This window comes from Streptomyces sp. NPDC107654, from assembly GCF_055639035.1.
On sequence record NZ_JBVKBI010000016.1, the window covers coordinates 46,322 to 71,296 of the forward strand.

Genomic DNA, 24,975 nt, shown 5'->3' on the forward strand with positions numbered 1-24,975 from the left:
GCGTCGGGCTGGGGCGGGGCGATCGACCTGGGGAGGTGATCTACTTGCCCGGCGCGCCGACCGGCTTTCCGTCGGGCGAGACGGCGTACCAGGTGCCGCCCACGCCCTGACCGTTGGTGTCACCGGGGGCCTTGTCCCCGGAGAAGGTGTAGACCGGCCAGCAGTTGACCGTCATCTGCCGGACGCCGTCGGGGCGGGAGAAGGACATCAGGCCCTTCTTCTTCACGCCCTCGGTGTCGTCGGCGTTGACCGGTCCGACGGCCGGCCACTTCTCCAGGCAGGCCCCGGTGCAGTGGGAGACGGGTTTCGGCCAGGCCTGGTCCTTCAGGAAGCGGTAGACCGTCATGCCGTTCTTGTCGACGATGACGTCACCCAGCTTGGGGTCCTTGCGGACGGACAGGCCGGGCAGGTCGGACAGTTTGGCCTTCTTCCCGGAGGGGGCGAGGGCGAACCATTTGCCGCCCACGCCCTGGCCGTTGACGTCCCCGGCGTTGACGTCCTTGGCGTAGCGGTAGGCGGGCCAGCCGCCGATGGTGAGCTGTTTGGCGCCGTCGGCCCGGGTGACCTCCCCGAGCAGCGCCTTGTCGATGCCGGCGCCGGCGGTGGCGTCGTCGGCGGGGACCGGCGGCCAGGTGGTGGCGCAGTCGCCGTCGCAGTTGGACTTGGGCGGGTTGGCGGTGTCCTTGTCGAACCGGTAGAGGGTGAGGCCGGAACCGTCGGTCAGCACGTTCCCGAGTTCGGGGTTGCTCGCCACGGAGAGCTTGCCCGCGGGGGTGGCCGGCGCCGCGGAGGCGGAGGCCTGGTTGCCGTCGGCGCCGTACCCGTTGCCCGCGCCGGTCTGCGTACCGCCGCCCGGGCTGCCGTAGTCGCCGGCCGCGGCCGTGGCCCCGACGTTCTGGGCCGCCGAGGCGGGAGTGGTGGCGTTGTCCTGACCGCACGCCGTCGTCAGCGCCAGCACCGAAGCGGCTGTGGCCACCAGTGAGGCGGTCCGCCAGGAGGTCTTCATCGTCAAACTCCCCATAATCGCCTGGATATTGCAGCGCCCTGCTGCGCCGCCGCACGGCCATGGGTACGCACCGGAGGGGCCGGGGCGTTCAACGGCGGCCGGAATTTCTTTGCGGACCCGGTGACGGGGCGCGGCGCGTCGGCGCGGTCTCTTCCGCTTGTCAAACCTCCGACCGCGCCATCTCCCTCGTTCGGAGCAATTGCGGCGCACTACGGCGCACGGCGGCCGTCCACGGCTCATGATCTGCGTCGTGCATGGACCCGAAGTGACCCGATGCGCGCCCGCCACAAGGGCCGTGGCCCTGTTGACGCTGACCTGGGCCCTGGTGGGCTGTCCGGCCGGCACCGCGTCGGCCGACGCCTGCGCGTTCGCCTCGACGGGACCGGACGGCACGGTGGCGGTGGCCTACGCCGGCGGCCACCACTGGCCCGACCCGCCCTGCCCGAAGCCGACCCCCCCGCCGTGTCCGCCCACACCGACGCCGACCCCGACACCGCCTCCGAAGCCGACTCCCCCGCCGCAGCCCACGCCGACACCGACGCCCACACCCAGGCCGACACCGACGCCCACACCCACGCCCAGACCGAAGCCGACCCCCACACCGCGGCCGCCCGCCCGCCCCGTTCCGCCGCCCCCGGCGCCCCGGCCGACGCCCACGCCCACTCCGCCGCCGGTGGCGCCCAAGCCGAAACCGAAGCCCGAACCCAAGCCCACCCCGCGGCCCTCCGCGGCCCCGGTGAGCTACCCGGCGTACCACCCCCACACCATCAGCCACGCCCCGCGCGGCCGCACCAAGCCCGTCACCTACGTCCTGCTCATCACCGTTCCCGCGATCGTCGCCGTCGCGGCGCTGCGCCCGCGCTGACGCGCCGGCCCGCTCACCCCTGGAGGCACCTGTTGTCGGATTGGCTTGTTCTCGTCCTCGCGATGCTGGGGGCCTGTGGCGTGGTGGTGGTCATCACGCTGCTACGGCACCGGACGGCCGCCGAGGACGAGGATCCGAGCGAGACCCCGGACGTCATCGAGTACATGACGATGTGGATCGGCGTCATCTACGCCATCGTGCTGGGCCTGGCCATCGCGGGCGTGTGGGAGGCCCGCAACGCCGCCCAGGACCACGTGCAGACCGAGGCCCAGGCGCTGCACGAGATCTCGGAGCGGGTCCGCGTCTACCCGCCCGACGTCCGGGACGGCATCCGCTCGGACGTGAACGCCTATGTGACGTACGTCGTCCACTCCGAGTGGCGGACGATGGCGCACGAGGAGCGCGTCACCGACCGCGGCACCGAACTGCTGCGGCAGGTCCGGGCGGACGTCACCGACTACCGCCCGAAGAACGACTTCGAGGCGCAGGCCTACCAGCCGCTGCTGGACCAGCTCGCCACCGCCGACCAGGCACGCAACGCGCGGGCCGACTCCACCGGGGCCACCATGCCGCCGGTGGTGTGGTGGGGGCTGCTCACCGGGGCGCTGATCACCATCGGCATGGTGTTCGCGCTCCAGATCCGGCGCACCGGACGCGAACTGGTCCTGGCCGGGCTGTTCTCCGCGACCATCGCCTTCATGCTGTTCCTTATCTGGGACTTCGACGCGCCCTACAGCCGGGGCATCGCGGTGACCGCGGAACCGTTCCTGAGTCTGTTCCCGGGCGCCGGCGGATAGCCCCGCCCGGGTCGGCTCCCGGCGCCCCGTCGGTACGGCCGCCACGACAGGCCTCCGCCCCCGCTTCCCTGCGGAGTCGGGGCGAGGGCCTGTCGGTGTGCGAGGGCTCGGGCGCGGGGGCGGATCCGGTGGCCCCGGCGGCGCACCGGGGAGCTCAGGCGCGCTTCTCGTGCCGGCGACGCAGCCAGAGGGCACCACCGCCGACCAGGGCCGCGGTCACCAGGCCGCCGCCGATGGCCACGTCGGCCGGCGTGGCACCGGTGCTCCTGCTTCCGCCGATGCCGCCGTTGACACCGCCGAGCACGGTGAAGGCGTCCCTGCGGGTCAGGGTGCGGCCGTCACAGCGCACGGTGACGTCGTACCGGCCGCGGCGGGCGTCGCGGTCGACGATGGCGACACCTCGCGCGGTGTCGTCGCGGAACGGCTCCAGCCGGATGGTGCCGAAGGCGTCGGAACTCGCCGTACCGGACGAGCAGCCGTTGACGATGATGGTGAGGCGGCCCCCGGCCGGCAGGACGTCCGGCGTGACGAAGATGTCGCGGGAGTTCACACCGTCACCGTGGCCCTCGCCCTCACCGCCGCGTCCGTTCTCGCGGCCGAAGTCGCCACCCCGGTCGCCGCCTTCACCCCCGCGGCCGTTCCCCTCTCCCCCGTGGCCGTTCCCCTCGCCGCGGCCGTTGCCTCCGCGGCCGTTGCCGTTCCCGAAGCCCTCGCCCCCACGGCCGTTCCCGTTGCCGTTGAAGTTCCCGTTGCCGTTGCCGTTGAAGTGGCCGTTCCCGTTGACGTTGCCGTTCCCCGGCAGGACGCCGTTCCCGCTGAAGGTGCCGATGTTGCCGGTGCCGGGGACGATGACGGTGGTGTTGTCGGTGCCGCTCGGTCCGCCCCCGTTGCCCATGCCGTCCGCGACGGCCACCGGGGCGGCGAGCCCGAGCACGGCGACTGTGGTGCACGCCGCCGCCAGGGCACGTTGGTTGCGCATGTGATCCTCCGCGGGAGGTCACCGGGGCCCGTCCCCGGTGGATCGGCGAGGAACACCTCCCAGGCAAGACCCTCGGACGCGCGGAACACGCCCGCATGTCGAGAATGGTCCGTCCCGGTGATCCGACACGCCGACGGACAACCACACAATCTGATATTGCCGCAGGTCACGGACCGTCAGAAAATTCCTGGGAACGGCAACTCGGATGGCTCACCGGACGGGCGGCCCGCCACCCGTTCGCCGATCGCCCCGTCGCCCGCGGCCCGCACGGGATTTAGCGTTTTCCCATGCGCGACGGACGTGGGGACGACCGCGTCGAGAGGGGATGGCGAATGTCTGCGTCCAAGCTGTCCGAGCTTGCCGAGGAGGAAGCGCGGCGGAGGAAACGCGCCCCGTGGGGCGTCATGGCGCTTGCCCTGCTGTCCGGCCTGGCGCTCATCAGGAACGGTTCCGGAGAGTTCGACGTCGGCCCGCCGCAGCCCGCCTCCGCGGCGGCCCCGGACACCCGCGCCACCCCGGGCTCCCCCGCGTCCGCGCCCACCGCGCTGCCGTTCTCCCCCGTGCAGCGGGTGCGGATCCCGGCGATCCGGGTGGACGCGCCCGTGGTGCAGGTCGGACTGGACGCCGACGGCTGGGTCGCCGCACCGCCGCCGGACAACCCCAACCTGGCCGGCTGGTTCACCGGCGCCGTCTCCCCCGGGGAGAAGGGCACCGCGGTCGTCGTCGGCCATGTCGACAACAAACAGGGCCCCGCCGTGTTCTACGGCCTCGGGGCGCTGCAGAAGGGCAACCAGGTCGAAGTCCTGCGCCAGGACGGGAGGACCGCGGTGTTCGAGATCTACGGCGTCGAGGTCTTCGCGAAGAACAACTTCCCCGGCGACCGCGTGTACGGCTCGAAGGGCACCCCGGAACTCCGGGTCATCACCTGCGGAGGCGGATTCTCGAAGCAGAACGGCTACGAAGGGAATGTCGTCGTCTTCGCCCGTCTGGCCGCGGTGGTCTGAACCGCCGCGGCCGGGACGGTGACCGTCACACGCGCCGGCGCGGCACGCTGATGCGGTATCCGGAGTCGATCAGGTAGGGCAGCCATTCCCGGATGGCGTGGACGGTCTGCGAGCGGTCGCCCCCGGCGTCGTGGGAGAGCACCACGACGCCGGGGGCGGCGCCCTCCTCGATCCGGTCCACGATGGTGTCGGTGCCCGGCTCCATCCAGTCGGTGGTGTCCACGGTCCACGCCATGGGCTCCATGCCCATGGCGGCCCCCAGTTGGAAGGCGGCGCGGTTCCAGGCGCCGTAGGGGGCGCGGAACCACTGCGGACGCTCGCCGTAGGCGTCCTCGATGGCGTCGCTGGTGCTCTCCATCTCGTCGCGGATCTCCCCCCGGTCGAGTTCGGTCAGCAGCGGGTGCGTCCAGGTGTGGTTGCCGACGACATGGCCCTCGTCGGCCATCCGGGCCAGCAGTTCCTTGTTCTCGACCACGCACTCGCCGCAGACGAAGAACATCGCCCGTACGCCGTAGTGGGCGAGGGTGTCCAGGATGTGCGGGGTGTACTCCGGGTGGGGACCGTCGTCGAAGGTCAGCACCATGCGCCGGCCGCGCCCGGAGATCTGCAGGATGGGCTCCTCGCGCACCTTCAGCTTGCGGGGCGCGGCGCGCGGCGGGCCGTACCCGGTGAGCGGCTGGAGCCGGAAGGCGGAGGGCGCCAGCACCTGGCGGGCCTGCGGACCGGCGACGGGCGCCGCCGCGGTCCGGGCGGTCTCCTCGGTGCCGGCCAGGATGACTCCGGCGGTGCCCGCGGCTCCCAGGGCGGCCCCGCCGGCGAGGAGCATCCGGCGACGCGTGAACAACTGATCCTTCTGCATGCACCATCAGTCGCCCCGCCGGACTCCGGCGCACCCCAACGACACCGGTGGCGCCGCGGGAATGCACCCGGACAGCGGAGTGGACGCGGGTTCGGGCGGGCCGGGCGAGGGGGCCGGTCCGGGTTCGGGCCCCGTCCGCGCACGGGCCCGGCCCCGTCCCCTCCGGCGAGGCCGGACGCCGGCACGGACGGCGGGCCGCCGTCCGGTCTCCGGGTGCCCTCTCGGCGTCCATGAACTCCACGTGTCCCGCGGTCCCGGTCACGGTGCATCAGGTCCGGGGGCCCGGACCAGCGGGGGAATTGTTGGTTCCGATAGCCTCACGGCCGTGACGGAACAGCACGAGCAGCACTCCCACCGGTTCGAACGGGGCACGGACGGGCCGAAGGTCATCCTGGTCGGCGTGGACGGTTCCGACTCCTCGATGCGCGCCGCCGCGTACGCGAGCGGACTGGCCCGGCGCCAGCGTGCGCTGCTGGCGGTCGTGTACGTGCAGCCGGTGCTCGCGGCGGGGGCGGCCCTCGGGGCGCCGGTGGCGGAGACCACCGACGAGATCGCCGAGGACCTGGTGGCGCAGATCCGGGAGGCGGCCGAGCGGCTCAAGGGGATCTTCGAGGTGCGCTGGGAGTTCCACACCTTCCGCGGGGACCCCTACAACGGGCTGGTGCAGGCGGCGGACGAACTGAAGGCGGACGCGGTGGTGGTGGGCGCCTCGGAGCAGGCCGGCCACCGGATCATCGGCTCGGTGGCGGTCCGGCTGGTGAAGGCGGGACGCTGGCCGGTGACGGTCGTGCCGTAGGGCGCCACGGCGGCGGGACGGCCGGCAGCGGGCACCGGACCCCGGGGCCGACCGTGCGTGGCGTCTTCCCTGCGCGGCGGCCCTGAGACATCATGATCGGCCGTCAGCCGTTGCCGTGGGCGAAGAGGTGAGACGCATGGCCAGGATCCGCGCGGGTGAGGGAATTCTCCGCCGCAAACCCATCGAGCACATCGAGGAGACCGAGGTCGGCGAGGGCACCCGGCTGGACAGGTCGCTGGGGCTCTGGCAGCTCACCGCCATCGGCGTGGGCGGCATCATCGGCGCGGGCATCTTCACGCTGGCCGGCACGGTGGCGAACGGTACGGCCGGGCCCGCGGTGCTGGTGTCCTTCCTGATCGCCGGTCTCGCGAGCGCCTGCGCGGCGCTGTCGTACGCCGAGTTCGCCGGGATGATCCCGAAGGCGGGGTCCGCCTACACGTACGGGTACGCGGTGCTCGGCGAGTTCGCGGGCTGGTTCATCGGCTGGGACCTGCTCCTGGAGTACACGGCGATCGTGGCCGTGGTGGCCATCGGCATCTCCGGCTACTTCAGCTTCCTCGTCGAGGAACTGGGCGCCGGCCTGCCGCAGTGGATGCTGGGCGCGCCCGGCACCGGGCCCGGACACCGGGTCGACCTGTTCGCGGCCGTGCTCTGCCTGCTGATCGCCTGGCTGCTGAACCAGGGCATCCGCAGCGCGGCCCGCTTCGAGACGTTCGTGGTCGGGCTGAAGGTGCTGGTCGTGCTGCTGGTGATCGGAGTGGGCGTGTTCCACATCAACACCGGGAACTACCACCCGTTCTTCCCGTACGGCGTCAGCGGGGCGTTCACCGGCGCCGCGACGGTGTTCTTCGCGGTGTTCGGCTACGACGCGATGTCGACGGCGGCCGAGGAGTCGAGGGACGCCCAGCGGCACATGCCGAAGGCGATCGTCTACTCGCTGGTGATCGCCATGGTGCTGTACGTGGCGGCCTGTCTGGTGCTGACGGGCATGCAGAACTACCGGCACATCGACAAGGAGAGCGGCTTCTCGACGGCGTTCAAGTCGGTGGGGCTCGACGCGCTGGCGGACGTGATCGCGGTCGGGGCGATCATCGGCATCCTCACGGTGATGTTCACGTTCATGCTGGGCGTGACCCGGGTGTGGTTCGCGATGTCCCGGGACGGGCTGCTGCCCCGGTGGTTCGCCAAGACGCACCCGACGCGGCACGTGCCGACCCGGGTGACCTGGATCGTCGGGGCGGCCTCGGCCGTCATCGCCGGGTTCGTCCCGATCGGTGAGGCGGCGCAGCTGACCAACATCGGCATCCTGCTGGCGTTCGTGGTGGTGTGCGCGGCGGTGATCGTGCTGCGCTACCGGCAGCCGGAGCTGCCGCGCACCTTCCGGACGCCGGGGATGCCGGTCGTGCCCGCGCTGGGTGTCCTCTTCTCGATCTGGCTGATCACGTTCCTGCAGTGGCAGACCTGGGTGCGGTTCGCGGTGTGGTTCGCGATCGGCTGCGTGATCTACTTCGGCTACTCCTACCGGCGCTCGGCGCTGGCCGCCCGGCAGCCCGCCGAGTGACCGGCACGCCGGTCACTCGCCCATGACCAGACCGTCCTGGGCGGCGCCGCGGCTGAGCACCACCTGGCGGATCCGGTCGCGCCGGGCCTGCAGTTCGGCGCCCCGGTCGATGGCCTGATTGAGGTTGACGACCCGGCCGGCGTCGAGGTCGTAGAGCTGCGGGACGAACTCGGCCTTGGTGACCCGCCAGGCCTCGCCGGGCCGGGCGGGCGGGGCGAAGGTGAAGCGGCCGAGGGTGGACTCGTTGCCCCGCGGGTCCTGGGCGCCCTCGCCGTTGTACATCTCGCCGGCGATCTGGTCGCCCATCCCGTAGATCACCCAGGTCCCGTTGACCTTCTCGTACGCCTGGGGGACGTGGGCGTGGGTGCCGAGGATCAGGTCGATGTCCCGGTGGCCGTCGGCGGCGGAGGCGGTGAGCCGCCGGGCGAGGGAGAGCTGGAGCCGGTCGGGCTCGTCCTGCCACTCCGTGCCCCAGTGCACCGAGAGCACGACCACGTCGGCGCCGGCCTTCCGGGCGGCGCGGGCGTCGGCGATCATCCGGTCGGCGTCGATGAGGCCGACCGCCCAGGGCTGCCCGGGCGGCATCGGGTTGCCGTTGGTGCCGAAGGTGTACGACAGGTGGGCGACCCTGGCCGAGCCGGCCCGCAGCATCGTGACCGTGTGGGCCTCCGCCTCGCTGCGGGCGGTACCGGCGTGCCGGAGGCCGGCCCGGTCCATGGCGTCGAGGGTGCGCCGGATGCCGGCGGCGCCGTCGTCGAGGGCGTGGTTGGAGGCGGTGGAGCAGCCGTCGTAGCCGGTGGCGGCGAGACCGTCGGCGATCTGCGGCGGGGACTTGAAGACGGGGTAGCCGGCGTAGTCACCGTCGGCGCCGTAGACGGTCTCCATGTGACACAGCGCCAGGTCCGCTCCGGAGACGGCCGGTTGGACGCCGGCCAGCATGGGACGGAAGTCGTGGCCGCCGCCGTCGGCGTCGTAGGCGGCCCGTTCGATGACGGAGGTGTGCGGCAGGACGTCCCCGGATGCGACGAGGGTGAAGCCGCGGGCCGCGGTGGGCCCGGAGTCTCCCTGGGCGCCGGAGTCCCGGTGCTGGTTCTGGCAGGCCGCCCCGGCCGCGAGGACGGCGGTCAGGGCCAGGGCCACCTGCTGTCTGCGTCCGATCATCAACTCACCCCAGGATTGTCGTATATACAGACGAAGCCGTGACGGGCATATGGGTATGAAGCTGATGAACCGGATAAACAGACCGGGTGGGGTCATTAGCCCGTCCGGTGCCTTTCCGTCCCGCTCGGCCGACCGTTCGCCGACGCGATCGACCGTCCGTCGCAGGGCCGGGACCGCCCTCTGTCCACCAACCGGGCCCCTGCGCTGCGATACGGCCATGACGGCCGGAACCACACTCACCCACCGGGCGACGACCGCCGAGCACGAGCTGGCCGCGCTCCAGCGCGAGCACGGCGGATTCCTGTTCGCCCTGCTGTTCAGGCTCTGCGACGGAGACCGGCAGCGCGCCGAGGACCTCGTGCAGGAGACCCTGGTGCGTGCCTGGCAGCATCCGGAGGCGCTGCACGCGGACGACTTCGACTCCGTTCGGCCCTGGCTGCTCACCGTGGCCCGGCGGCTCGCCATCGACGCCCGGCGAGCCCGGCAGGCACGGCCGCCCGAGACCGGCGACGAGGTCCCCGAGAACGCGCGGGTGACCGCCGACCACGCCGAACGGGCCGCGGCGATGCTCGACGTCCGGGAGGCTGTGAAGACACTCACGCCGGAACACCGTGACGTCCTGGTGCTCGTGTACTTCCTCGGGGCCAGTGTGGCGGAAGCGGCGCAGACCCTGGGGATCCCACCCGGTACCGTGAAGTCCCGCGCGTACTACGCGCTGCGCGCCCTGCGCCGGGTCCTCCCGGGGTACGCGGCCGACCTGCGGTGAAACCGGAGCCCTGGCAAAGCCTTCGCAAAGCGCCTTGCTGCGGACCCCGTTCGGCAATGGGCTGTCCTCATGCGCTCCGGTCGGGGGCCGGGTCCGGGGTTCGGGCGACGCGCAGGTACCGGAGGAAGGGCAGGAAGGGCATGCTGCACAGAGGTCACGACAGCACGGACGGCACCGACGGCGATGAACTGGCCGTCCCGATGGCCTGGTTGTACGCCGAGTACATCGCCGACGAGCTGCTGCGCACCGGCGATCTGATGCCGCCGACGTCCTTCGAGTTCCGGGCCGGCCGTGACGCGCTGGCGCTGACCGTCTTCCTGTCCGACACCGACGGGGAGCTGTCCGGCATCCGGGTGATCTCCCAGTTGGAGCACTGGCTGTCCCTGACCGCCTACGACCAGCCGTGGCGGGACTGGGTGCGCGAGCGGATGGCCGAGCTGACGGACCGGGCGGCCCGCTCCGGCGCCCCCGGCCCCGACCTTGCGCTGGCGCAGGACGCCTGGCGGTGGCTGGAGGAGACCGAGCTGCTCGCCCCGGACCTGGACGCGGTGCCCGGCGGCGGGGCGCTCGGGGAGGACGACGGGCCGAAGGTGTGGACCCCGGCGTGGCGGCTCGGCCTGCCCCTCGGCCATCTCGCGATCCACCTCTTCTGAACGTTCCGGACCCCGTCGGCCGCACACCGGACCCACGCTTCAGGACGTCCCGGCCCACGGCTTTCCGAAAGTCCGGGAATTCACACCAATCCGCGGGCCGGGCCGCTCCGAATCTCCTGACCGTGATTCTGCGCGCGGCTTGAGTGATTCGGCGGCCGGCTGCGTACGGGTGGGAGCAAGGAGTAACCCTTCCCCCACCCTTCGGCACGAGGATTCGGCATGAGGTCCCTGGAAAGGCATCGCGACGTCGGCGCGTACGCGCTCGGCGTGCTGGACGAGGCGGAGGCCTTCCGCTTCGAGGACCACCTCATGGAGTGCCCCCGGTGCGCGGCACACGTGACCGAGTTCGGGCCCACGACCCGGCAGTTGATGCTGTACCGCCGGGCCACGCCGCGTTTCGTGCACCCCATGGCACAGCCCGGTTCCCGGCTGCTGGACCGGCTGCTCGGCGACCTGGCGCACCGGCGGCGGGCGCGGCGCCGTCGGCTGCTGTACGGCCTGGCCGCCTCGGTGGTCCTGGCCGTGGCCGGTCCCGGGATCGTGGCCTTCGCCGGCCATGGGGAGCAGGCCGCCCGGGTCACGGCGGCGACCGATCCGCAGACCGGGGTGTGGGCGCGGGTCACCTCCGCCGACCAGGACTGGGGCAGCGATCTGCGGCTGGAGGTCAAGGACGGCTCCGGGGCCCACACCTGCCGGCTGGTCGCGGTCGGCCGCGACGGCACGGAACAGGTCGTCGCGGGCTGGACCAACCCCGGCGAGGGCTCCCGGCCCACCACCACGATGGGCGCCGCCGCGATGCACCCGGACCAGATCGCCCGCTACGAGGTCCGCACGGCGGAGGGGAAACTGCTGGTCACCGTAGGGTCACGGTGACGGCCCGGGCCGGGCTCACTTCAGCAGGCGGGACAGTCTGCGGTCGGCCAGGGGCTTGCCGCCCGTCTGGCAGGTCGGGCAGTACTGGAGCGAGGAGTCGCTGAAGGACACCTCCCGGACGGTGTCGCCGCACACCGGGCAGGGTTCGCCGGTGCGGCCGTGGACGCGCAGGCCGGTCTTCTTCTCCGCCTTCAGCCGGCCGGCCGCCACCCCCCGGGACCGCTCGACCGCCTCGGTCAGCGTGTCGCGCAGCGCCGTGTACAGCCGGTGCGTCTCCTCCGGGGTCAGGGAGGCGGCGAGTTTGAACGGGGACATCTTCGCGGCGTGCAGGATCTCGTCACTGTAGGCGTTGCCGACGCCCGCGATCAGCGACTGGTCGCGCAGGGCGCCCTTCAGCTGCCGCCGTTCCTCCCGGAGCAGGGCGGCGAAGCGGTCCTCGTCGAAGTCGGCGGCGAGCGGGTCGGGACCGAGGCGGGCGACGCCCGGGACCTCGCGCGGGTCCCGGACCACGTACACCGCGAGGCGTTTCTGGGTGCCGGCCTCGGTCAGGTCGAAGCCCTCGCCGGTATCCAGCGCCACGCGCAGCGCCAGCGGGCCCTTGCCCGGCTTGGGCGGGCCGTCCGGCAGCCGGTCCCTCCACTGGAGCCAGCCCGCGCGGGCCAGGTGGGTCACCAGATGCAGGCCGGTGTCCGTCGCGACGTCCAGGAACTTGCCGTGCCGGCGCACGGCCGTGACCCCGGCGCCCTCGACGGCGGTGACCGGGGGGTCGTAGGTCTTCAGGACGCTGACGGCGACCGGCAGCACCCGCACCAGCCGCCGTCCGACCAGGTGCTCGGTGAGGAAGTCCGTCAGCGCTTCTACCTCGGGCAGTTCCGGCATACGTCCAGAGTGCCATCCGGCACCGACAACGCCCCGCGGTCCCGCCCGGACCGGTGACTACGGCAGCCGGAACTCGCACCACACCGCCTTGCCGCCGCCGCGGGCCTCCACGCCCCAGACGTCGGCGAGCCGGTCCACGAGGAACAGTCCGCGGCCGGAGACGCCGTCCTCCCCGGCCTCCCGGCGGCGCGGCAGGGCGCTGGAGGAGTCCTCGACCTCGATGCGCAGCCGGCGGTCGCTGCCGACCAGGGACCGCAGGGTGACGATCGCGGAGCCCTCGGTGTGCAGCAGCGCGTTGGTGATCAGTTCGTCGGCGGCCAGCTCGATCTCGTCGGCGCGGTCACGGGCGCCCCAGGCGCGGACCGCGGCGCGGATCATGTGCCGGGCCTGGGTGAGCGCCTCGGGATCGCCGGGCGCGACGTGCTGCCGGAGCCGGCCGGCGGCGCGCGCGGTGCCGGGGGCGCTCCGGCGCAGCAGGAGGAGGGCCACGTCGTCGTCGCCGCCCTGTTCCTCGGACCGCTGGATCAGCAGGTCGGCGAGCTCGCACACCTCGTCGGGGCCGTCCGCGATGAGCGCGGCGAGGCCGCTCATGCCGTCGTCGAGATCGGTGCCGGGCTGTTCGACGAGGCCGTCGGTGCACAGCAGCAGGGTGTGCCCGGGGTCGAGTTCGAGGGTGGCGACCGGGTACTCCAGCCGGCCGAACTCGGCGGACAGGCCGAGCGGCAGCCCGCCCTCGACGGGGACCCGGACGCAGCCGCCGTCGCCGTGCCGGACCAGCGGGTCGATGTGCCCGGCGCGGACCATCTGCACGACCCCGGTGGACAGGTCGGCCTCCGCGTACAGGCAGGTGGCGAACCGGTCGGTGTCGAGTTCGTGCAGGAAGACCGAGGCGCGGGCCATCACGGTGGCCGGGGTGTGGCCCTCGGCGGCGTAGGCGCGCAGCACGATCCGCAGCTGGCCCATGACGGCCGCCGCGTGCGTGTCGTGGCCCTGCACGTCCCCGATGACCGCGCCGACCCGGCCCCCGGGCAGCGGGATCAGGTCGTACCAGTCGCCGCCGATGTCCCGGCCGAGGGCCGCCGAGCGGTAGCGGACCGCGACGTCGGCACCGCGGACCCGGGGGATGGTGCGGGGCAGCATGGCCTGCTGGAGGCCCTGGGCGAGGTCTTTGTCCTGCTCGTAGAGCATGGCCCGCATGAGGCTCTGCGCGATGGTGCTGCCCAGCGCGACCAGGACGGCGCGCTCCTCGGCGGAGAACCCGCGCCGGTCGTCGTAGAGCAGGCCCATCGCGCCGATCGGGCGGGCCTGGGCGATCAGGGGCAGATAGGCGGCCGAGGTGATGTGCAGGTCGGTGATGTGCGGCCAGAGGATCGGGTAGTCCCCGGCGAACTCCTCCGGGGACTCGATGAACCGCGGGGTGAGCGTGCGGACGACCTCGCTCATCGGGTACGGCTCGTCGATCCGGGTGATGCCGGTGCCGGGGACGGAGGCAGCCGCGGGCCCCTCGGCCACCATCCGGATCCGGCCCGCCTCCACGAGGCCCATCACCAGGCTGGCCGCGCCCAGATGGCGGACGCCGTGGGTGTCCTTGAGGACGTCGATGACGTCCTGGACGCTGCGGGCGTGGGCGAGGGCGGCGGAGATCACCTGGACGACACCGGTCTGCTGCCGGAAGGCCTGGTCCTGGGCGGCCCGCAGGCTGCGGGCCGAACCGTCGGCGAGTTCCTCGGTGGCGTCGCGGACGATGCCGACGACCCGGCGCGGACGGCCGGTGTCGTCACGCCGGATGTAGCCCTGGGTGTGTGTCCAGCGCATGGTGCCGTCACGGCAGCGGATGCGGAAGTAGGCGCCGTAGTTCTCGCTGCCGTCCTTGATCGCCCCGGCGATCACCGCGTCGAGCCGGGCGGCCTCCGGCGGCGGCACCCGGACGGCCAGGGTCTCGGGGCGCCCGTCGTATTCCTCGGGCCGCAGGTCGAACACCTCGAAGGCCTGGGCGTCCATGTGGAAGAGACCGGCGTCCAGGTCCCAGTCGAAGCTGCCCATGCGGTTGAGCGCGAGGATCGGGTCCGGGTGTGCGGGCCAGTCCTCCGGGAGGGACAGGGCGGCGCTCGCTCCCTGATGGGCCATGCGCCCCAGATTGCCAGGATCCGGCCGATTATTCGACCTGATCGGCGAGCCGGTCCGCGAGGGCTGTCCCGGCGGCTGTCCCAGGGGGTGTTCCGGCGGCTGTCGCGGTGGTCGTCCCGGCGGCTGTCCCGGGGGCGGCGAGCACGGTGCCGGCCGGACCCGTGCGGGTCGCGGCGGTGCCGGTCGGACCGGTGCCGGCAGGGCGGGTGCCGGTCGGGCCGGGGGTGGTGGCGGAGCCGGCGGGGGGCGGGTCGGCCGGGAGCGGGCCGGTGCCGTCGGAGAGGTCCGGGAGACCGGGCGGCCCGAACTCGTCGGTGGGGCCCAGGGACGGGCCGGGAGGGAGATCGAGCGCGGGGTCGGGGAGCAGCGGCTGTGGGGTGGTCGTGGTGGCGCCGTCCGCGAGGCCGGTGACGCGGTCGGTGGGAGCAGCCGGGCGGTCCGGTGCGCTGGGGGACGGAGGGGTGCCGGCCCGGTCCGGGGAGACGGGCGGTGTGCTCTCCCCCGGGCGGGCGGCGGTCGGGCCGGTGGTGGCCGGGGTGGTCGTGGCCGGGCGGGTGGTGGCCGGGGTGGCGGTGGCCCAGGCCGGCGGCGGCACGACCCGGTCCCGGCGCACGTCGGGGCCGATCCGGCGCTCGATCCAGGTGCGCCGGGCGGCGTCGACCAGGGTGATGCTGGTGACGGGCCGGGGCGCCGGGGTCACCACGACCACCTGGTTCGGCCGGTAGCCGGCCCACGGGGTACCGCGGGCGCCCGCCCCGCCGCGGGTCGGCGCGGGCGGCTCCAGCGGGTTGCCGCAGGCGCAGCGGACCCGGGGCAGACCCCGGTCGTCCACCAGGACGGCGGTCCCGGCCTGCAGCACGGCCTGGTAGCGGGCCGCCCGGCCGTCGCGGTAGCCGTGGCTGGTGACACGGGTGTCGGCGCCGAGCACGACCGGGGTCAGGCCGCGCACATAGCCGGGGAGCGCCGAGCGGGGGACGCCGGCCGCCTGGGCGAAGGCCTCGGCCCTGGCCTCGTCCGCCGCCAGGTACCGCACGTGCTTCTCGACGTCGCAGCCGGCGACGCGGGGGGTGCCCCGGTACAGGCCGGGTGTCGCGCCGGACAGGCTGCGGGTCGCGCGCAGGGGCGCCTCGACGTCACCGGGCTGGACCCGGGCGGTACTCCGGGGGGATCCGGTCCGGGATGCGCCGGTGTCCGTGGGTTCGGTGAAGGGCTCGGGCCCTCGCTCGCCGGCGGCCTGCAGCCAGACCAGCTCCCCCGTCCTGGTCTGCTTGACGCCCGAGCCGGCGCAGCCCGCGGCCGGCAGCGCCAGGATGAGCGCGCAGGCCGTGGGGATGGATCGGGTGGGTATCCGCACCGCACACTCCGCATCACTGTGGGTGATTACGCCCTATTGTTGGCATTGCCCTGCTTCGCCTGGCAACTCGGGGAACGTCGTGAGGACAGCCGCGCCGGTGTACCCGCACAGGAGGCACGCACAGCCGTGGACTGGTTCACCGCACCCGACTACTGGCTGAGCCGGCTGGTACTGCAGCGGGCTCTGGCGGCCGTGTACCTGGTCGCGTTCCTGACGGCGGCCCTGCAGTTCCGGGCCCTGCTGGGCGAGCGCGGGATGCTGCCGATCCCCCGCTTCACCGCCCGGGTGCGCTTCCGGCGCGCGCCGAGCCTGTTCCACCTGCACTACTCCGACCGCTTCTTCGCGGGCTGCGCCTGGACCGGCTGCGCGGTGTCGGCGGCCCTGCTGGCCGGGGCGGACTCCGCGCTGCCGCTGTGGGCGGGCGTCCTGCTGTGGCTGGTGCCGTGGGCGCTGTACCTGTCGATCGTCAACGTGGGCCAGACGTGGTACGCGTTCGGCTGGGAGTCGCTGCTGCTGGAGACCGGGTTCCTGGCCGCGTTCCTCGGCAACGACGAGGTGGCGCCGCCGGTCGTCGTGCTGTTCCTGCTGCGCTGGGTCCTGTTCCGGGTGGAGTTCGGGGCCGGGCTGATCAAGCTGCGCGGTGACGCCTGCTGGCGGAAGCTGACCTGCCTCGACTACCACCACGAGACCCAGCCGATGCCGGGGCCGCTGAGCTGGTTCTTCCACCGTCTGCCGAGGCCGCTGCACCGGGTGGAGGTGGCCGCCAACCACGTCACCCAGCTGGCCGTGCCGGTGCTGCTGTTCGCCCCGCAGCCGATCGCCTCGGCCGCCGCCGCCCTGATGATCGTCACCCAGCTGTGGCTGGTGCTCTCCGGCAACTTCTCCTGGCTGAACTGGATCACCATCGTGCTGGCCCTGTCCGCGCTCCGGCTGCCGGCGACCGCGCCGCCGGTACGGGCGGTCCCGCTGTGGTACGAGGTGCTGGTGCTCGCGGTCGCCGCGCTGCTGGTCTTCCTGAGCTACCGCCCGGTGGCGAACATGGTCTCCCGCCGCCAGGTGATGAACCGCTCCTTCGACCCGCTGCACCTGGTGAACACCTACGGCGCGTTCGGCAGCGTCAGCCGGGTCCGTTACGAGGTGGTGGTCGAGGGCACGCTGGACGACACCCCGCGCGCGGACTCAGACTGGCGGGAGTACGCGTTCAAGGGCAAGCCCGGTGATCCCCGGCACTGGCCGCGCCAGTTCGCCCCCTACCACCTGCGTCTGGACTGGCTGATGTGGTTCGCCGCGCTGTCGCCCGGCTATGCGGGGGAATGGTTCGGGGCCCTGGTGGAGCGCCTGCTGGAGAACGACCGGGACACGCTCAGGCTGCTGCGCGGCTCCCCGTTCCCGCCGGACACCCCGCCCCGCTACGTCCGGGCCCGGCTGTTCCGGTACCGGTACACGAGCCTGCGGGAGCTGCGGGAGACGGGGGCGTGCTGGGACCGGACGTTCGTACGGGAGTACCTGCCGCCGACACGGCTGGCGGGGGCGGCTCAGAGGCCGTAGAAGCGGGCCGCGGTGATCTCGAACAGCGCGGTGCGCTCGGCCGGCCCGAGCGCCGAGGTCGGCTCCCGTGCGACGTCGTGCACCCGCGCGTAGGTGGCGGCCGCCGTGCGCACGGGCCAGTCGGAGCCGAACATCAGGCGGTCGGGGCCGAAGGCCTCCAGGGCGGCGTCGGTGTACGGGCGGAGGCCGTCGGCCGTCCAGGAGGCGGGGGCGGCCTCGGTGACCAGGCCGGAGAGTGTGGCGACGGTGTCGGGGAGGGCGGCGAGGGCACGCAGGCCGGCGGCCCAGGGCTCCCGGTCCCCGGAGGCGATGGGAGGCTTGCCCAGGTGGTCCAGGACGAAGGTGAGCCGGGGCAGCGCCGCGGCCGCCTCCGCGCAGGCCGGCGGCTGGTGGGGCAGGACCACGAGGTCGTAGACCAGACCGGCGTCGCCACCGCGGCCAGGCCGCGCAGGACGTCGGGGCGCAGCAGCCACTCCGGATCGGGTTCCCCCTGCACCTGGTGGCGGACGCCCTTGAGGAAGGAACCGCCGGGGAGCGTGCGCAGCCGGGCGAGTTCGTCGGCGATGTCGGGCCGGGTGAGGTCGGTCCAGCCGACGACGCCGGCGACCAGGCCGTGCCCGGCGGCGAGGGCGAGGAGCTCGGGGGTCTCCTCGGGGACGGTGACGGTCCGGACGAGGACGGTACGGTCCACCCCTGCGGCCCGGGCCTCCGGTTCCAGGTCGGCGAGGGCGAAGTTCCGTCGCAGCGGGGTGAGTCCGGGTCCGCGGATCCAGTCCTGGTCGCGGACGGCGAGGTCCCCGACGTGATGGTGGGTGTCCACGGTCACGGCGGTGCGCCCCTCATGACGGTTCCCTCGGGGGCAGCAGGCCGGACTCGCGCAGTTCCCGCCAGAGCGTTTCCGGGACCGTCGCCTCGAACTGGTCGGCGCAGTCATGGACTTCGGCGGCGGAACGGGCGCCGGCCAGGACGCTCGCCACGGCCGGGTGGGCCTGGCAGAAGGCCAGGGCGGCGGCGCGCAGGGTGGTGCCGTGGCGTTCGGCGGCTGCCTCGATGCGCAGGGCGCGGTCGAGCAACTCCTGCGGAGCTCGCGTGTAGTCGTACGTCGACCGGCCGCGAGATCGCGTCCGCCGCCGGCAACGAGACCATGGCCGCCCTCCTGGACGGCCTGTCCTCGCGCACCTTCCGCGCCCGGGTCCGGCGCGGCGGCCAGGAAGAGGGGGCCTTCGCCCGCACCCGCCGTGAGCACACCGCCATCCACCGCGCCCTCGCCGCCCGCGACCCGGAGGCGGCGCGGGCGGCGGCAGCGGCCCATGTGGCCGAGGTGGAGCAGTGGCTGCGGACCCGGCCGAGCGGTTAGCGCCGGTCTCGCCGCAGCCGCAGCGTCATCAGCTCGAACGGCCGCAGCCGTACGCCGATGCGCTCCCCCTCGGCCCGTGGTGCCGGGGCGTCCTGCAGGGGGCGTTCCAGCAGGTCGGTCACGGTGACGCCGGCGACCGGGAAGCCGGCCGTCAGCGTGGCCCGGGCCCGGCCGCCGTGGGCCTCGTGGAAGCGGACGACCACGTCCCCGCTGCCGTCGTCGGCGAGTTTCACGGCCGTGACCACGACGGCGTCGTGGTCGACGGCGACCAGCGGGGCGACCTCCTGGGCGCCGGTCGTGTGCCGTTCCGGCAGGTTGATCCGCCAGCCCTCGCGGACCGCGTCGGCGAGGGCGGCGCCGGGGAGCAGGGCGTGCCGGAACCGGTGGACGCCCTGGTCGGTCTCGGGGTCGGGGAAACGCGGGGCGCGCAGCAGGGAGACCCGGACCGTCGTGGTCGTACCGTGGTCGCCGTCGGCCCGGACCGTGCGGGTGACGTCGTGGCCGTAGGTGGAGTCGTTGACGACCGCGACGCCCCAGCCGGGTTCCTCCAGGTGGACGAAGCGGTGGTTGCAGGCCTCGAACTTGGCCGCCTCCCATGAGGTGTTGGTGTGGGTGGGGCGGAAGACGTGCCCGAACTGGGTTTCGGACGCGTACCGTTCGGCGTGCAGGTCGAACGGGAAGACCAGTTTCAGGAACTTCTCCGTCTCGTGCCAGTCGACCTCCGTGTCGATGAGCAGCCGTCGTTCGCCGGGCGGCAGGGACAGCAGCTGGGTGACCCGGGAGGAGCCGAAGGCCCGGACGACCCGCACCGAGGCGCCGTCCTCGCCGGCCGTGACCGACTCGGCGCCGGTGAGGTCGGTGACGGTGTTGCGGTAGAAGGAGTCGACGTCCCAGGCGTCCCACATGTTCGGGAAGTCCGGGTGGAGCTGGAGGAGGTTCGCGGCCCGGCCGGGGGCGATCGTCTCGCGGTCGGCGGCGGGGTCGTAGGCGGAGACGACCAGGCCGCGGACGTCGACGGTGATCCGCAGCAGGCCGTTGTCCAGCGTGAACCCGCCGTCCTCGCGGGCGGCGAGCGTGGTGGCACCGGCCGCGGCCGGGGTGGCGGCGCCGCCGGCCGGGACGCCGTGGCGGACGTGCGGGGCCGCGTTGAAGGCCAGCGGGGTCGTGCCCGCGCCGGCGAGCGCGCGCTGCGCGGCCTCGGTGATCGCGGTCAGTTCGGCGGCCACCCGCTCGTACGTCGCCCGCGCCTCCCGGTGCACCCAGGCGATGGAGGAGCCGGGCAGGATGTCGTGGAACTGGTGGAGCAGCACCGTCTTCCAGATCCGGTCCAGCTCCTCGTACGGGTAGGGGAATCCGGTGCGTACCGCGGCGGTGGCCGCCCACAGCTCGGCCTCGCGCAGCAGGTGTTCGCTGCGCCGGTTGCCCTGCTTGGTCTTCGCCTGGTTGGTGAGGGTGGCGCGGTGCAGTTCGAGGTACAGCTCGCCCACCCAGACGGGGGGTTCGGGGTACTCGGCTTCGGCCTTCTCGAAGAACGCGCGCGGTGGTTCCCAGGTGACGGTGGGCGAGCCCTCCAGGTCGCGCAGCCGGGCCGCCTTGGCGACCATCTCGCGAGTGGTGCCGCCGCCCCCGTCGCCCCAGCCGGTGGGCGCGAGGGAGTGCCGGGCCCGGCCCTTGTCCTTGAAGTTGCGGGCCGCGTGGGCGAGTTCGCCGGCCTTCATGGAGCAGTTGTAGGTGTCGACGGGCGGGAAGTGGGTGAGGATGCGGGTGCCGTCGATGCCCTCCCAGTGGAAGGTGTGGTGCGGGAACGTGTTCGTCTGCGACCAGGAGATCTTCTGCGTCAGCAGCCACTTGGAGCCGGCCGCCTTGATGATCTGTGGCAGACCCGCGGCGAAGCCGAAGGTGTCCGGCAGCCAGGCCTCCTCGTTCTCGACGCCGAACTCGTCCAGGAAGAACCGCTTTCCGTGCACGAACTGCCGGGCCATCGCCTCCGAGCCGGGCATGTTGGTGTCCGACTCCACCCACATCCCGCCGGCCGGTACGAACCGCCCTTCCGCGACGGCCTTCTTCACCCGCGCCCACACCTCGGGCCGGTGTTCCTTCACCCAGGCCCACTGCTGCGCCTGGGACATGGCGAACACGAACTCCGGTTCGTCCTCGATGAGCGCGGTCATGTTGGACGTCGTCCGGGCCACCTTGCGCACGGTCTCGCGCAGCGGCCACAGCCAGGCCGAGTCGATGTGCGCGTGCCCGACCGCGCTGATCCGGTGGGCGGACGGCACGGCGGGCGCGGACAGCACGCCGGTCAGCCGCTGCCGGGCCCGGTCGGCCGTGCCGTTGACGTCCTGGAGGTCGACGGCGTCCAGGGCGCGTTCGACCGCGCGCAGGATGTCGTGCCGGCGCGCGGAGTCCACGGGCAGCTCGGCCATCAGCTCGCCCAGTACCTCCAGGTCCAGCACGAGCTGCCACACGGTGTCGTCGAGGACGGCGAGGTCCATGCGGGTGAGCGTGTACTGCGGTTCCTGGCCGGCGGTGTCCTTGTCGCCGAGCGGGGTGGGCCGGAAGGGGTGGTAGTCCAGGATGACCGGGTTGGAGGCGGCCTCGATGTGCAGCCGCACCTCCTCGCCGCCCGCGACGGGCGCGCCGATGCGGACCCACTGGTTGCGCGGGTTGAGGCCCTTCACCGGGGTGCCGTCGGGCCGGTAGACCAGGCCCTCGCACTGGAAACCGGGCATGTTCTCGTCGAAGCCCAGGTCCAGCAGCGCCTCGACGGTCCGCCCGGCCCACGCCTCGGGCACGGTCCCGGTCACCCGGAACCAGCTGGTGCCCCAGGGAGCACCCCACCGGGCGCCCACCTCGATCGGCTCGGGCTCGGCGGCGAGCCCCTCCGCGACCGGGACGGGCTCGCCGGGCGCGTGCCACACCGCTGCCCGGAGCGGCACGGACTCGGGGTACACGGCAGGGCGGATACGTTCGTCGAGGACGCGCCGGAGGCGGGCTTCCACCAGAGTGCGGTCGTCATGCATGCGGGGTGCTCCCTGCGGGTCCGGGTGATGACCAGGGGTGGGTGACGGTGGCGGGGGACGACGCGTTGTAGAGCTCCCCCACGGCGCGCACTTCGAACCGTGCGGCGCTCTCGCCCTGTTCGGGCCGGAGGCCGGCGACGCGGTACGCGCGCTGGCCGGTGGCGCCGAGGAAGCGGCGGGTGCCGTCGGGGAGGAGGCGGTGGAGGGTGTAGTGGCGGACGGGGCCGGGGGCGGCGGTCCAGGCGAGGCGGAGGTCGCCGCCGTCGGCGGCCGTGACGCGGGCGCCGGAGGGTGCGGCGGGCGCGGTCGGGGTGCCGTCGGGGCGGACGGCGAGGCCGCCCAGCCGCCAGCGGACCGGGCCGCCCCGGGCCGCGGTGAGCCGGACGCCGAGGGCGCGGAGGGTGCCGGACAGCCCTGTGAGCGGGACGGTCACCGTCTGCCAGCCGTTGACCGACCGCACCCGGGTGCCGCTGCCGACCGAACGCACCGCGCTGCCGCTGTGGACCGAGTTCACAGCGAGATACGTGTACGGCGGTGGCGTCCCCGGCGTACGCGGTTCGGCCGTCGCCACCGCCAGTTCGACGTTCACCTCCCCAGCGTCGCCCCGGAACGTCAGGTCGACAACGGTGTTCACACCGATCGGCAGCCGGGTCGCGTACACGTCCAGCACCGCCGGTTGATCGAGTTCACCCGCCACCAGCACACTGCTTCCGCCCCGCCAGGCGTCGGCGAAGTCGAAGGAGACGACCGGCCGCTCCCCCGCCGTCCGCACCACCCACCGCCGCGACGGCAGCCGGTCCTGGAGCCCGAGGTGGCTCCAGGGGGTCCCGGATGCGACGGCCCCCTCCTCGTACCACCGCAGCCCGTGCCCGGTGTTGAACACGCTCGCGAACGGCACCGAGGTCACGGTCGACCGGTCCGCCACGGACACCGCCGGTGCCCGCCACGGATCGCCAGGGTCGGGCCGCGACGGGTCCAGTGACCGACCGGTCCAGAACAGGTCGTCGGCGGCGTGGAAGTCCTCGGGGGCGCGCCGGTCGGCGGGCAGGTGGTCGCGGGTCCACTCGGGCCGGTAGAAGCCGATCGAGGTGACGTGCGGCGTGCCCGCCGGCACGATCGCGTCCCAGTCCACATACGTGCCGGACCCGTTCGACTCCACGTCGACACCGGCCCACAGCTCGTACCGGCTGCGCCCCAGCCGGTCCGCTTTCGTGCCGGACGAGGCGAGGGTGGCCGCGCTCCACCGGAAGTCCACGAACATGTCGTCGGCGGTCCGGAAGAACGCCTGGTTCTGGCTGTTCAGGGCACCCTGCCAGCCGACCGTGCCGTTCACGGTCATCGCGTCGTACCAGGTCACCCGCTGTCCCCTGGCCGCAGCCAGGGACTTCAGCTCCTTGACGAAGCCCAGCACGGCCGTGCCCAGCGCGGTGTTCCCGCCGCCGGTCTCCGCGTTCAGGAACCAGCCGTCGAAGCCGTACGCCGCCGCGACGGCGACGAGTTGCGCGGCGAGCGGATGGCGCCCGGTGGCGTCCTTCTGCACGAGGTCCCGCGTCCACCGCAGCTGTCCGCCGTAGGCCGCCGGCGGCAGGAAGACGTTCCCCAGGACGGGCACGCCGTGCCGGTGGGCGGCGTCCACGATCGGCGCGTTCGGCGCGAGGATCAGGCCCTCGCCGGCCGAGCCGCCCCAGAAGACCAGCTCGTCCAGGTAGGCCCAGTGGGTGAGGGCGTAGGTGTCGGCGGTGGCCGAGCCCTGGGAGGGGTTGCCCGCGGTCGGCCCGAAGGAGACGAGCGCCTGGACGCGGGCCTGCCCGGAGCGGGCGGTGGTGTTGGCGGGGGTCGGGATGAAGCGGGGGGCGAGCGGCACGGTCGCGGCGTTGAAGGCGAGGTCGGGGTCGTCGGCCGGGCGCCAGCTCTTGAGGCTGCGCCAGGTGATGCCGGGGCCGGGGCTGCCGGCGGGCAGTGTGTCCGGGTACCAGTAGGAGGCGAACGGCGGGGTCGCCGCGGTGGCGCGCGGGGCCGCGGCCGCGGGCGGTACGGAGGTCAGGGCGGGGGTGAGGACGGTGGCGCCGGCGGCGATCAGGACGGTGCGTCTGGTGGGGTTCACGAGCGGGTGCCTCCTTGGGGAGTGGGGAGTACCTGGTCGGGAGTGACGACGTCGGTGATGCCGCGCGCGGCGAGGTGGTCCTTGTCGTCGGCGCGCGTGTCGAGCACGGTGGTGGGGCGGGCACCGTCGGCGACGAGCCGGAAGAAGGCGTCGAACACGTCCCCGCCGGGCGCGCAGCGGGAGCGGTGCGCGGGCTCGGCGGGTACGACGAGGGCCGTGCCGCGCGCCGCGGGGGCGCGGTGGGTCCGGCGGGCCGCGTCGGCCAGGACCCGGGCGATGTCCTTGGCCCGCCGGTCGTTGGTCAGCAGGCCGAGGGAGTATTCCAGTGGGGGGAAGTCGGCGAGGGTGCGGGGGACGTCGTGGGAGCACCACCAGGTGACGCCCCACAGGTCCGGGCAGTCCAGGGCGTTCTCGACGGTCGCCTCGGCGAACGCGGCGGCGTGCTCGGCGGGCACCAGGGGCGCGGGGGCGCCGACCTCCTGGAGCCACACCGGCCGGTGCGGTTCGTCCGCCCAGGCCTTGCTCAGCTCGACCAGGTAGGCGGCGTGGTGCTCGGTGGGCACGGAGGTGCGGCCGTGGCGCTGGGCGGTGCCGTTGAACACCCAGGAGTGCACCGCGGTGAGGTCGCCGAGCCGTGCGGAGTGGCGCGGGGTGAAGGGCTGGTCGTCCTGGTACCAGGCGGCGTCGTACGAGGCGTGGAGGTGGAGCCGGCCGGGGGCGCCCTCGGCGCAGGCGGCGAGCATCCGGGTGAGCCAGCGCTCGGCCTGTTCGGCGGTGATCCGGTCGGGGTCGGGGTGGGGGCCGGCGGCGAACTGGTTGACCTCGTTGCCCACGGTCATGCCGAGGAATCCCGGCCGGTCGGCGAGGGCGGCGGCGAGGGTGCGCAGATAGGCGGCCTGGCCGGCGGTGACGTCGGGATCGGTGAAGAGGTTGCGGCGGTGCCAGGTGCGGGTCCAGGCGGGCAGGAAGTCGAAGCTGCTCACGTGCCCCTGGAGTCCGTCGACGTTGACGTCCAGACCGCGTTCGGCGGCCGCGTCGGCGAGGGCCACGAGCTGGTCGACGGCGCGGGGTCGGATCAGGGTGCGGTTGGGCTGGAAGTAGGGCCACAGCGGGAAGACCCGGATGTGGTCGAGGCCGAGCGCGGCGATCGCGTCGAGGTCGGCGCGTACGGAGTCGAGGTCGAAGTCGAGCCAGTGGTGGAACCACCCTTCGCTGGGCGTGTAGTTGACGCCGAAGCGCACGGCAGGAGGCATGCGGTGTCCT

Annotated in this window: 19 protein-coding genes and 3 pseudogenes; 10 read left to right on the forward strand and 12 right to left on the reverse strand. The window is 73.4% G+C overall.

The genetic code is table 11. The features are described from left to right. Window positions 1-40: 40 nt before the first annotated feature. Window positions 41-1,006: an SCO0930 family lipoprotein gene (locus ACZ7N4_RS26190; protein ID WP_471362277.1), complete on the reverse strand. Its 966-nt coding sequence runs from the start codon at window positions 1,004-1,006 to the stop codon at window positions 41-43. 673 nt (window positions 1,007-1,679) lie between these two features. Here ACZ7N4_RS26190 and ACZ7N4_RS26195 point away from each other — a divergent pair. Together ACZ7N4_RS26195 and ACZ7N4_RS26200 are read left to right on the forward strand one after the other, a co-directional pair. Continuing rightward, the gene (locus ACZ7N4_RS26195) at window positions 1,680-1,871 is read left to right on the forward strand and encodes a hypothetical protein (RefSeq protein WP_471362070.1); all 192 of its coding nucleotides are present in this window, start codon (window positions 1,680-1,682) and stop codon (window positions 1,869-1,871) included. 32 nt (window positions 1,872-1,903) lie between these two features. Next, window positions 1,904-2,668 carry a bestrophin-like domain gene (locus ACZ7N4_RS26200; protein ID WP_471362073.1) on the forward strand — a complete coding sequence of 255 codons (765 nt, stop codon included), beginning with the start codon at window positions 1,904-1,906 and terminating at the stop codon, window positions 2,666-2,668. Window positions 2,669-2,822: 154 nt separating this feature from the next. On the opposite strand, the gene ACZ7N4_RS26205 is transcribed toward ACZ7N4_RS26200, so the two are convergent. Further along, a complete protein-coding gene (locus tag ACZ7N4_RS26205) occupies window positions 2,823-3,647 on the reverse strand; it encodes a hypothetical protein (protein ID WP_471362076.1) in 825 nt (274 codons plus the stop codon). A gap of 332 nt (window positions 3,648-3,979) precedes the next feature. On the opposite strand from ACZ7N4_RS26205, the gene ACZ7N4_RS26210 reads away from it, so the two are divergent. Continuing rightward, the gene (locus ACZ7N4_RS26210) at window positions 3,980-4,651 is read left to right on the forward strand and encodes a class F sortase (RefSeq protein WP_471362079.1); all 672 of its coding nucleotides are present in this window, start codon (window positions 3,980-3,982) and stop codon (window positions 4,649-4,651) included. 25 nt (window positions 4,652-4,676) lie between these two features. On the opposite strand, the gene ACZ7N4_RS26215 is transcribed toward ACZ7N4_RS26210, so the two are convergent. After that, window positions 4,677-5,510 carry a polysaccharide deacetylase family protein gene (locus ACZ7N4_RS26215; protein ID WP_471362081.1) on the reverse strand — a complete coding sequence of 278 codons (834 nt, stop codon included), beginning with the start codon at window positions 5,508-5,510 and terminating at the stop codon, window positions 4,677-4,679. Window positions 5,511-5,835: 325 nt separating this feature from the next. Between ACZ7N4_RS26215 and ACZ7N4_RS26220 the strand changes: the two genes are divergently transcribed. After that, the gene (locus tag ACZ7N4_RS26220) at window positions 5,836-6,306 is read left to right on the forward strand and encodes a universal stress protein (RefSeq protein WP_471362084.1); all 471 of its coding nucleotides are present in this window, start codon (window positions 5,836-5,838) and stop codon (window positions 6,304-6,306) included. Window positions 6,307-6,442: 136 nt separating this feature from the next. Continuing rightward, on the forward strand, window positions 6,443-7,867 hold the full coding sequence (locus ACZ7N4_RS26225) for an amino acid permease (protein ID WP_471362087.1): 1,425 nt from the start codon (window positions 6,443-6,445) through the stop codon (window positions 7,865-7,867). 12 nt (window positions 7,868-7,879) lie between these two features. Here the strand turns inward: ACZ7N4_RS26225 and ACZ7N4_RS26230 are convergent, their stop codons facing one another. Further along, on the reverse strand, window positions 7,880-9,028 hold the full coding sequence (locus ACZ7N4_RS26230; RefSeq protein ID WP_471362090.1) for a CapA family protein: 1,149 nt from the start codon (window positions 9,026-9,028) through the stop codon (window positions 7,880-7,882). A gap of 217 nt (window positions 9,029-9,245) precedes the next feature. Here ACZ7N4_RS26230 and ACZ7N4_RS26235 point away from each other — a divergent pair, with 217 nt between their 5' ends. From ACZ7N4_RS26235 to ACZ7N4_RS26245, 3 genes are all read left to right on the forward strand, one after another. Further along, complete coding sequence (locus ACZ7N4_RS26235; protein ID WP_471362092.1) at window positions 9,246-9,794, forward strand: sigma-70 family RNA polymerase sigma factor; 549 nt, start codon at window positions 9,246-9,248, stop codon at window positions 9,792-9,794. A 140-nt stretch (window positions 9,795-9,934) separates the two neighbouring features. Next, window positions 9,935-10,447, forward strand: a complete 513-nt coding sequence (locus tag ACZ7N4_RS26240; protein WP_471362095.1) for a hypothetical protein — start codon at window positions 9,935-9,937, stop codon at window positions 10,445-10,447. Between the two features lie 219 nt (window positions 10,448-10,666). Further along, window positions 10,667-11,320 carry a zf-HC2 domain-containing protein gene (locus ACZ7N4_RS26245; RefSeq protein ID WP_471362098.1) on the forward strand — a complete coding sequence of 218 codons (654 nt, stop codon included), beginning with the start codon at window positions 10,667-10,669 and terminating at the stop codon, window positions 11,318-11,320. Window positions 11,321-11,335: 15 nt separating this feature from the next. Here ACZ7N4_RS26245 and ACZ7N4_RS26250 read toward each other — a convergent pair whose 3' ends face one another. Genes ACZ7N4_RS26250 through ACZ7N4_RS26260 form a run of 3 tightly spaced genes read right to left on the reverse strand, consistent with a single transcriptional unit; the run spans window position 11,336 to window position 15,680 of the window. Then, complete coding sequence (locus ACZ7N4_RS26250) at window positions 11,336-12,199, reverse strand: Fpg/Nei family DNA glycosylase (RefSeq protein ID WP_471362101.1); 864 nt, start codon at window positions 12,197-12,199, stop codon at window positions 11,336-11,338. A gap of 57 nt (window positions 12,200-12,256) precedes the next feature. Beyond that, window positions 12,257-14,326, reverse strand: coding sequence for a SpoIIE family protein phosphatase (locus tag ACZ7N4_RS26255; RefSeq protein ID WP_471362104.1), 2,070 nt, complete (start codon window positions 14,324-14,326; stop codon window positions 12,257-12,259). 28 nt (window positions 14,327-14,354) lie between these two features. Continuing rightward, window positions 14,355-15,680, reverse strand: coding sequence for a DUF6777 domain-containing protein (locus ACZ7N4_RS26260; protein ID WP_471362107.1), 1,326 nt, complete (start codon window positions 15,678-15,680; stop codon window positions 14,355-14,357). A 126-nt stretch (window positions 15,681-15,806) separates the two neighbouring features. Between ACZ7N4_RS26260 and ACZ7N4_RS26265 the strand changes: the two genes are divergently transcribed. Further along, window positions 15,807-17,228 carry a lipase maturation factor family protein gene (locus ACZ7N4_RS26265; RefSeq protein ID WP_471362110.1) on the forward strand — a complete coding sequence of 474 codons (1,422 nt, stop codon included), beginning with the start codon at window positions 15,807-15,809 and terminating at the stop codon, window positions 17,226-17,228. Here ACZ7N4_RS26265 and ACZ7N4_RS26270 read toward each other — a convergent pair. Both ACZ7N4_RS26270 and ACZ7N4_RS26275 read right to left on the reverse strand, forming a co-directional pair. Beyond that, window positions 17,216-18,054, reverse strand: a pseudogene (locus ACZ7N4_RS26270) (amidohydrolase family protein). The gene ACZ7N4_RS26265 and the pseudogene ACZ7N4_RS26270 overlap by 13 nt on opposite strands. 13 nt (window positions 18,055-18,067) lie before the next feature. Beyond that, window positions 18,068-18,334: pseudogene (locus tag ACZ7N4_RS26275) on the reverse strand (aldo/keto reductase); the annotation flags it as partial. Window positions 18,335-18,336: 2 nt separating this feature from the next. On the opposite strand from ACZ7N4_RS26275, the pseudogene ACZ7N4_RS26280 reads away from it, so the two are divergent. Then, a pseudogene (locus ACZ7N4_RS26280) lies at window positions 18,337-18,585 on the forward strand (FCD domain-containing protein); the annotation flags it as partial. On the opposite strand, the gene ACZ7N4_RS26285 reads toward ACZ7N4_RS26280, so the two are convergent. Genes ACZ7N4_RS26285 through ACZ7N4_RS26295 form a run of 3 tightly spaced genes read right to left on the reverse strand, consistent with a single transcriptional unit; the run spans window position 18,582 to window position 24,965 of the window. Beyond that, a complete protein-coding gene (locus ACZ7N4_RS26285; RefSeq protein WP_471362113.1) occupies window positions 18,582-21,608 on the reverse strand; it encodes an alpha-mannosidase in 3,027 nt (1,008 codons plus the stop codon). The pseudogene ACZ7N4_RS26280 and the gene ACZ7N4_RS26285 sit on opposite strands and share 4 nt — an antisense overlap. Then, window positions 21,601-23,712, reverse strand: coding sequence for an endo-beta-N-acetylglucosaminidase (locus ACZ7N4_RS26290; protein WP_471362116.1), 2,112 nt, complete (start codon window positions 23,710-23,712; stop codon window positions 21,601-21,603). Before ACZ7N4_RS26290 ends, ACZ7N4_RS26285 begins: the two co-directional genes overlap by 8 nt. Beyond that, window positions 23,709-24,965, reverse strand: a complete 1,257-nt coding sequence (locus ACZ7N4_RS26295; protein WP_471362119.1) for a glycoside hydrolase 5 family protein — start codon at window positions 24,963-24,965, stop codon at window positions 23,709-23,711. The genes ACZ7N4_RS26290 and ACZ7N4_RS26295 overlap by 4 nt, the downstream gene beginning before the upstream one ends. Between the last annotated feature and the right edge of the window lie 10 nt (window positions 24,966-24,975).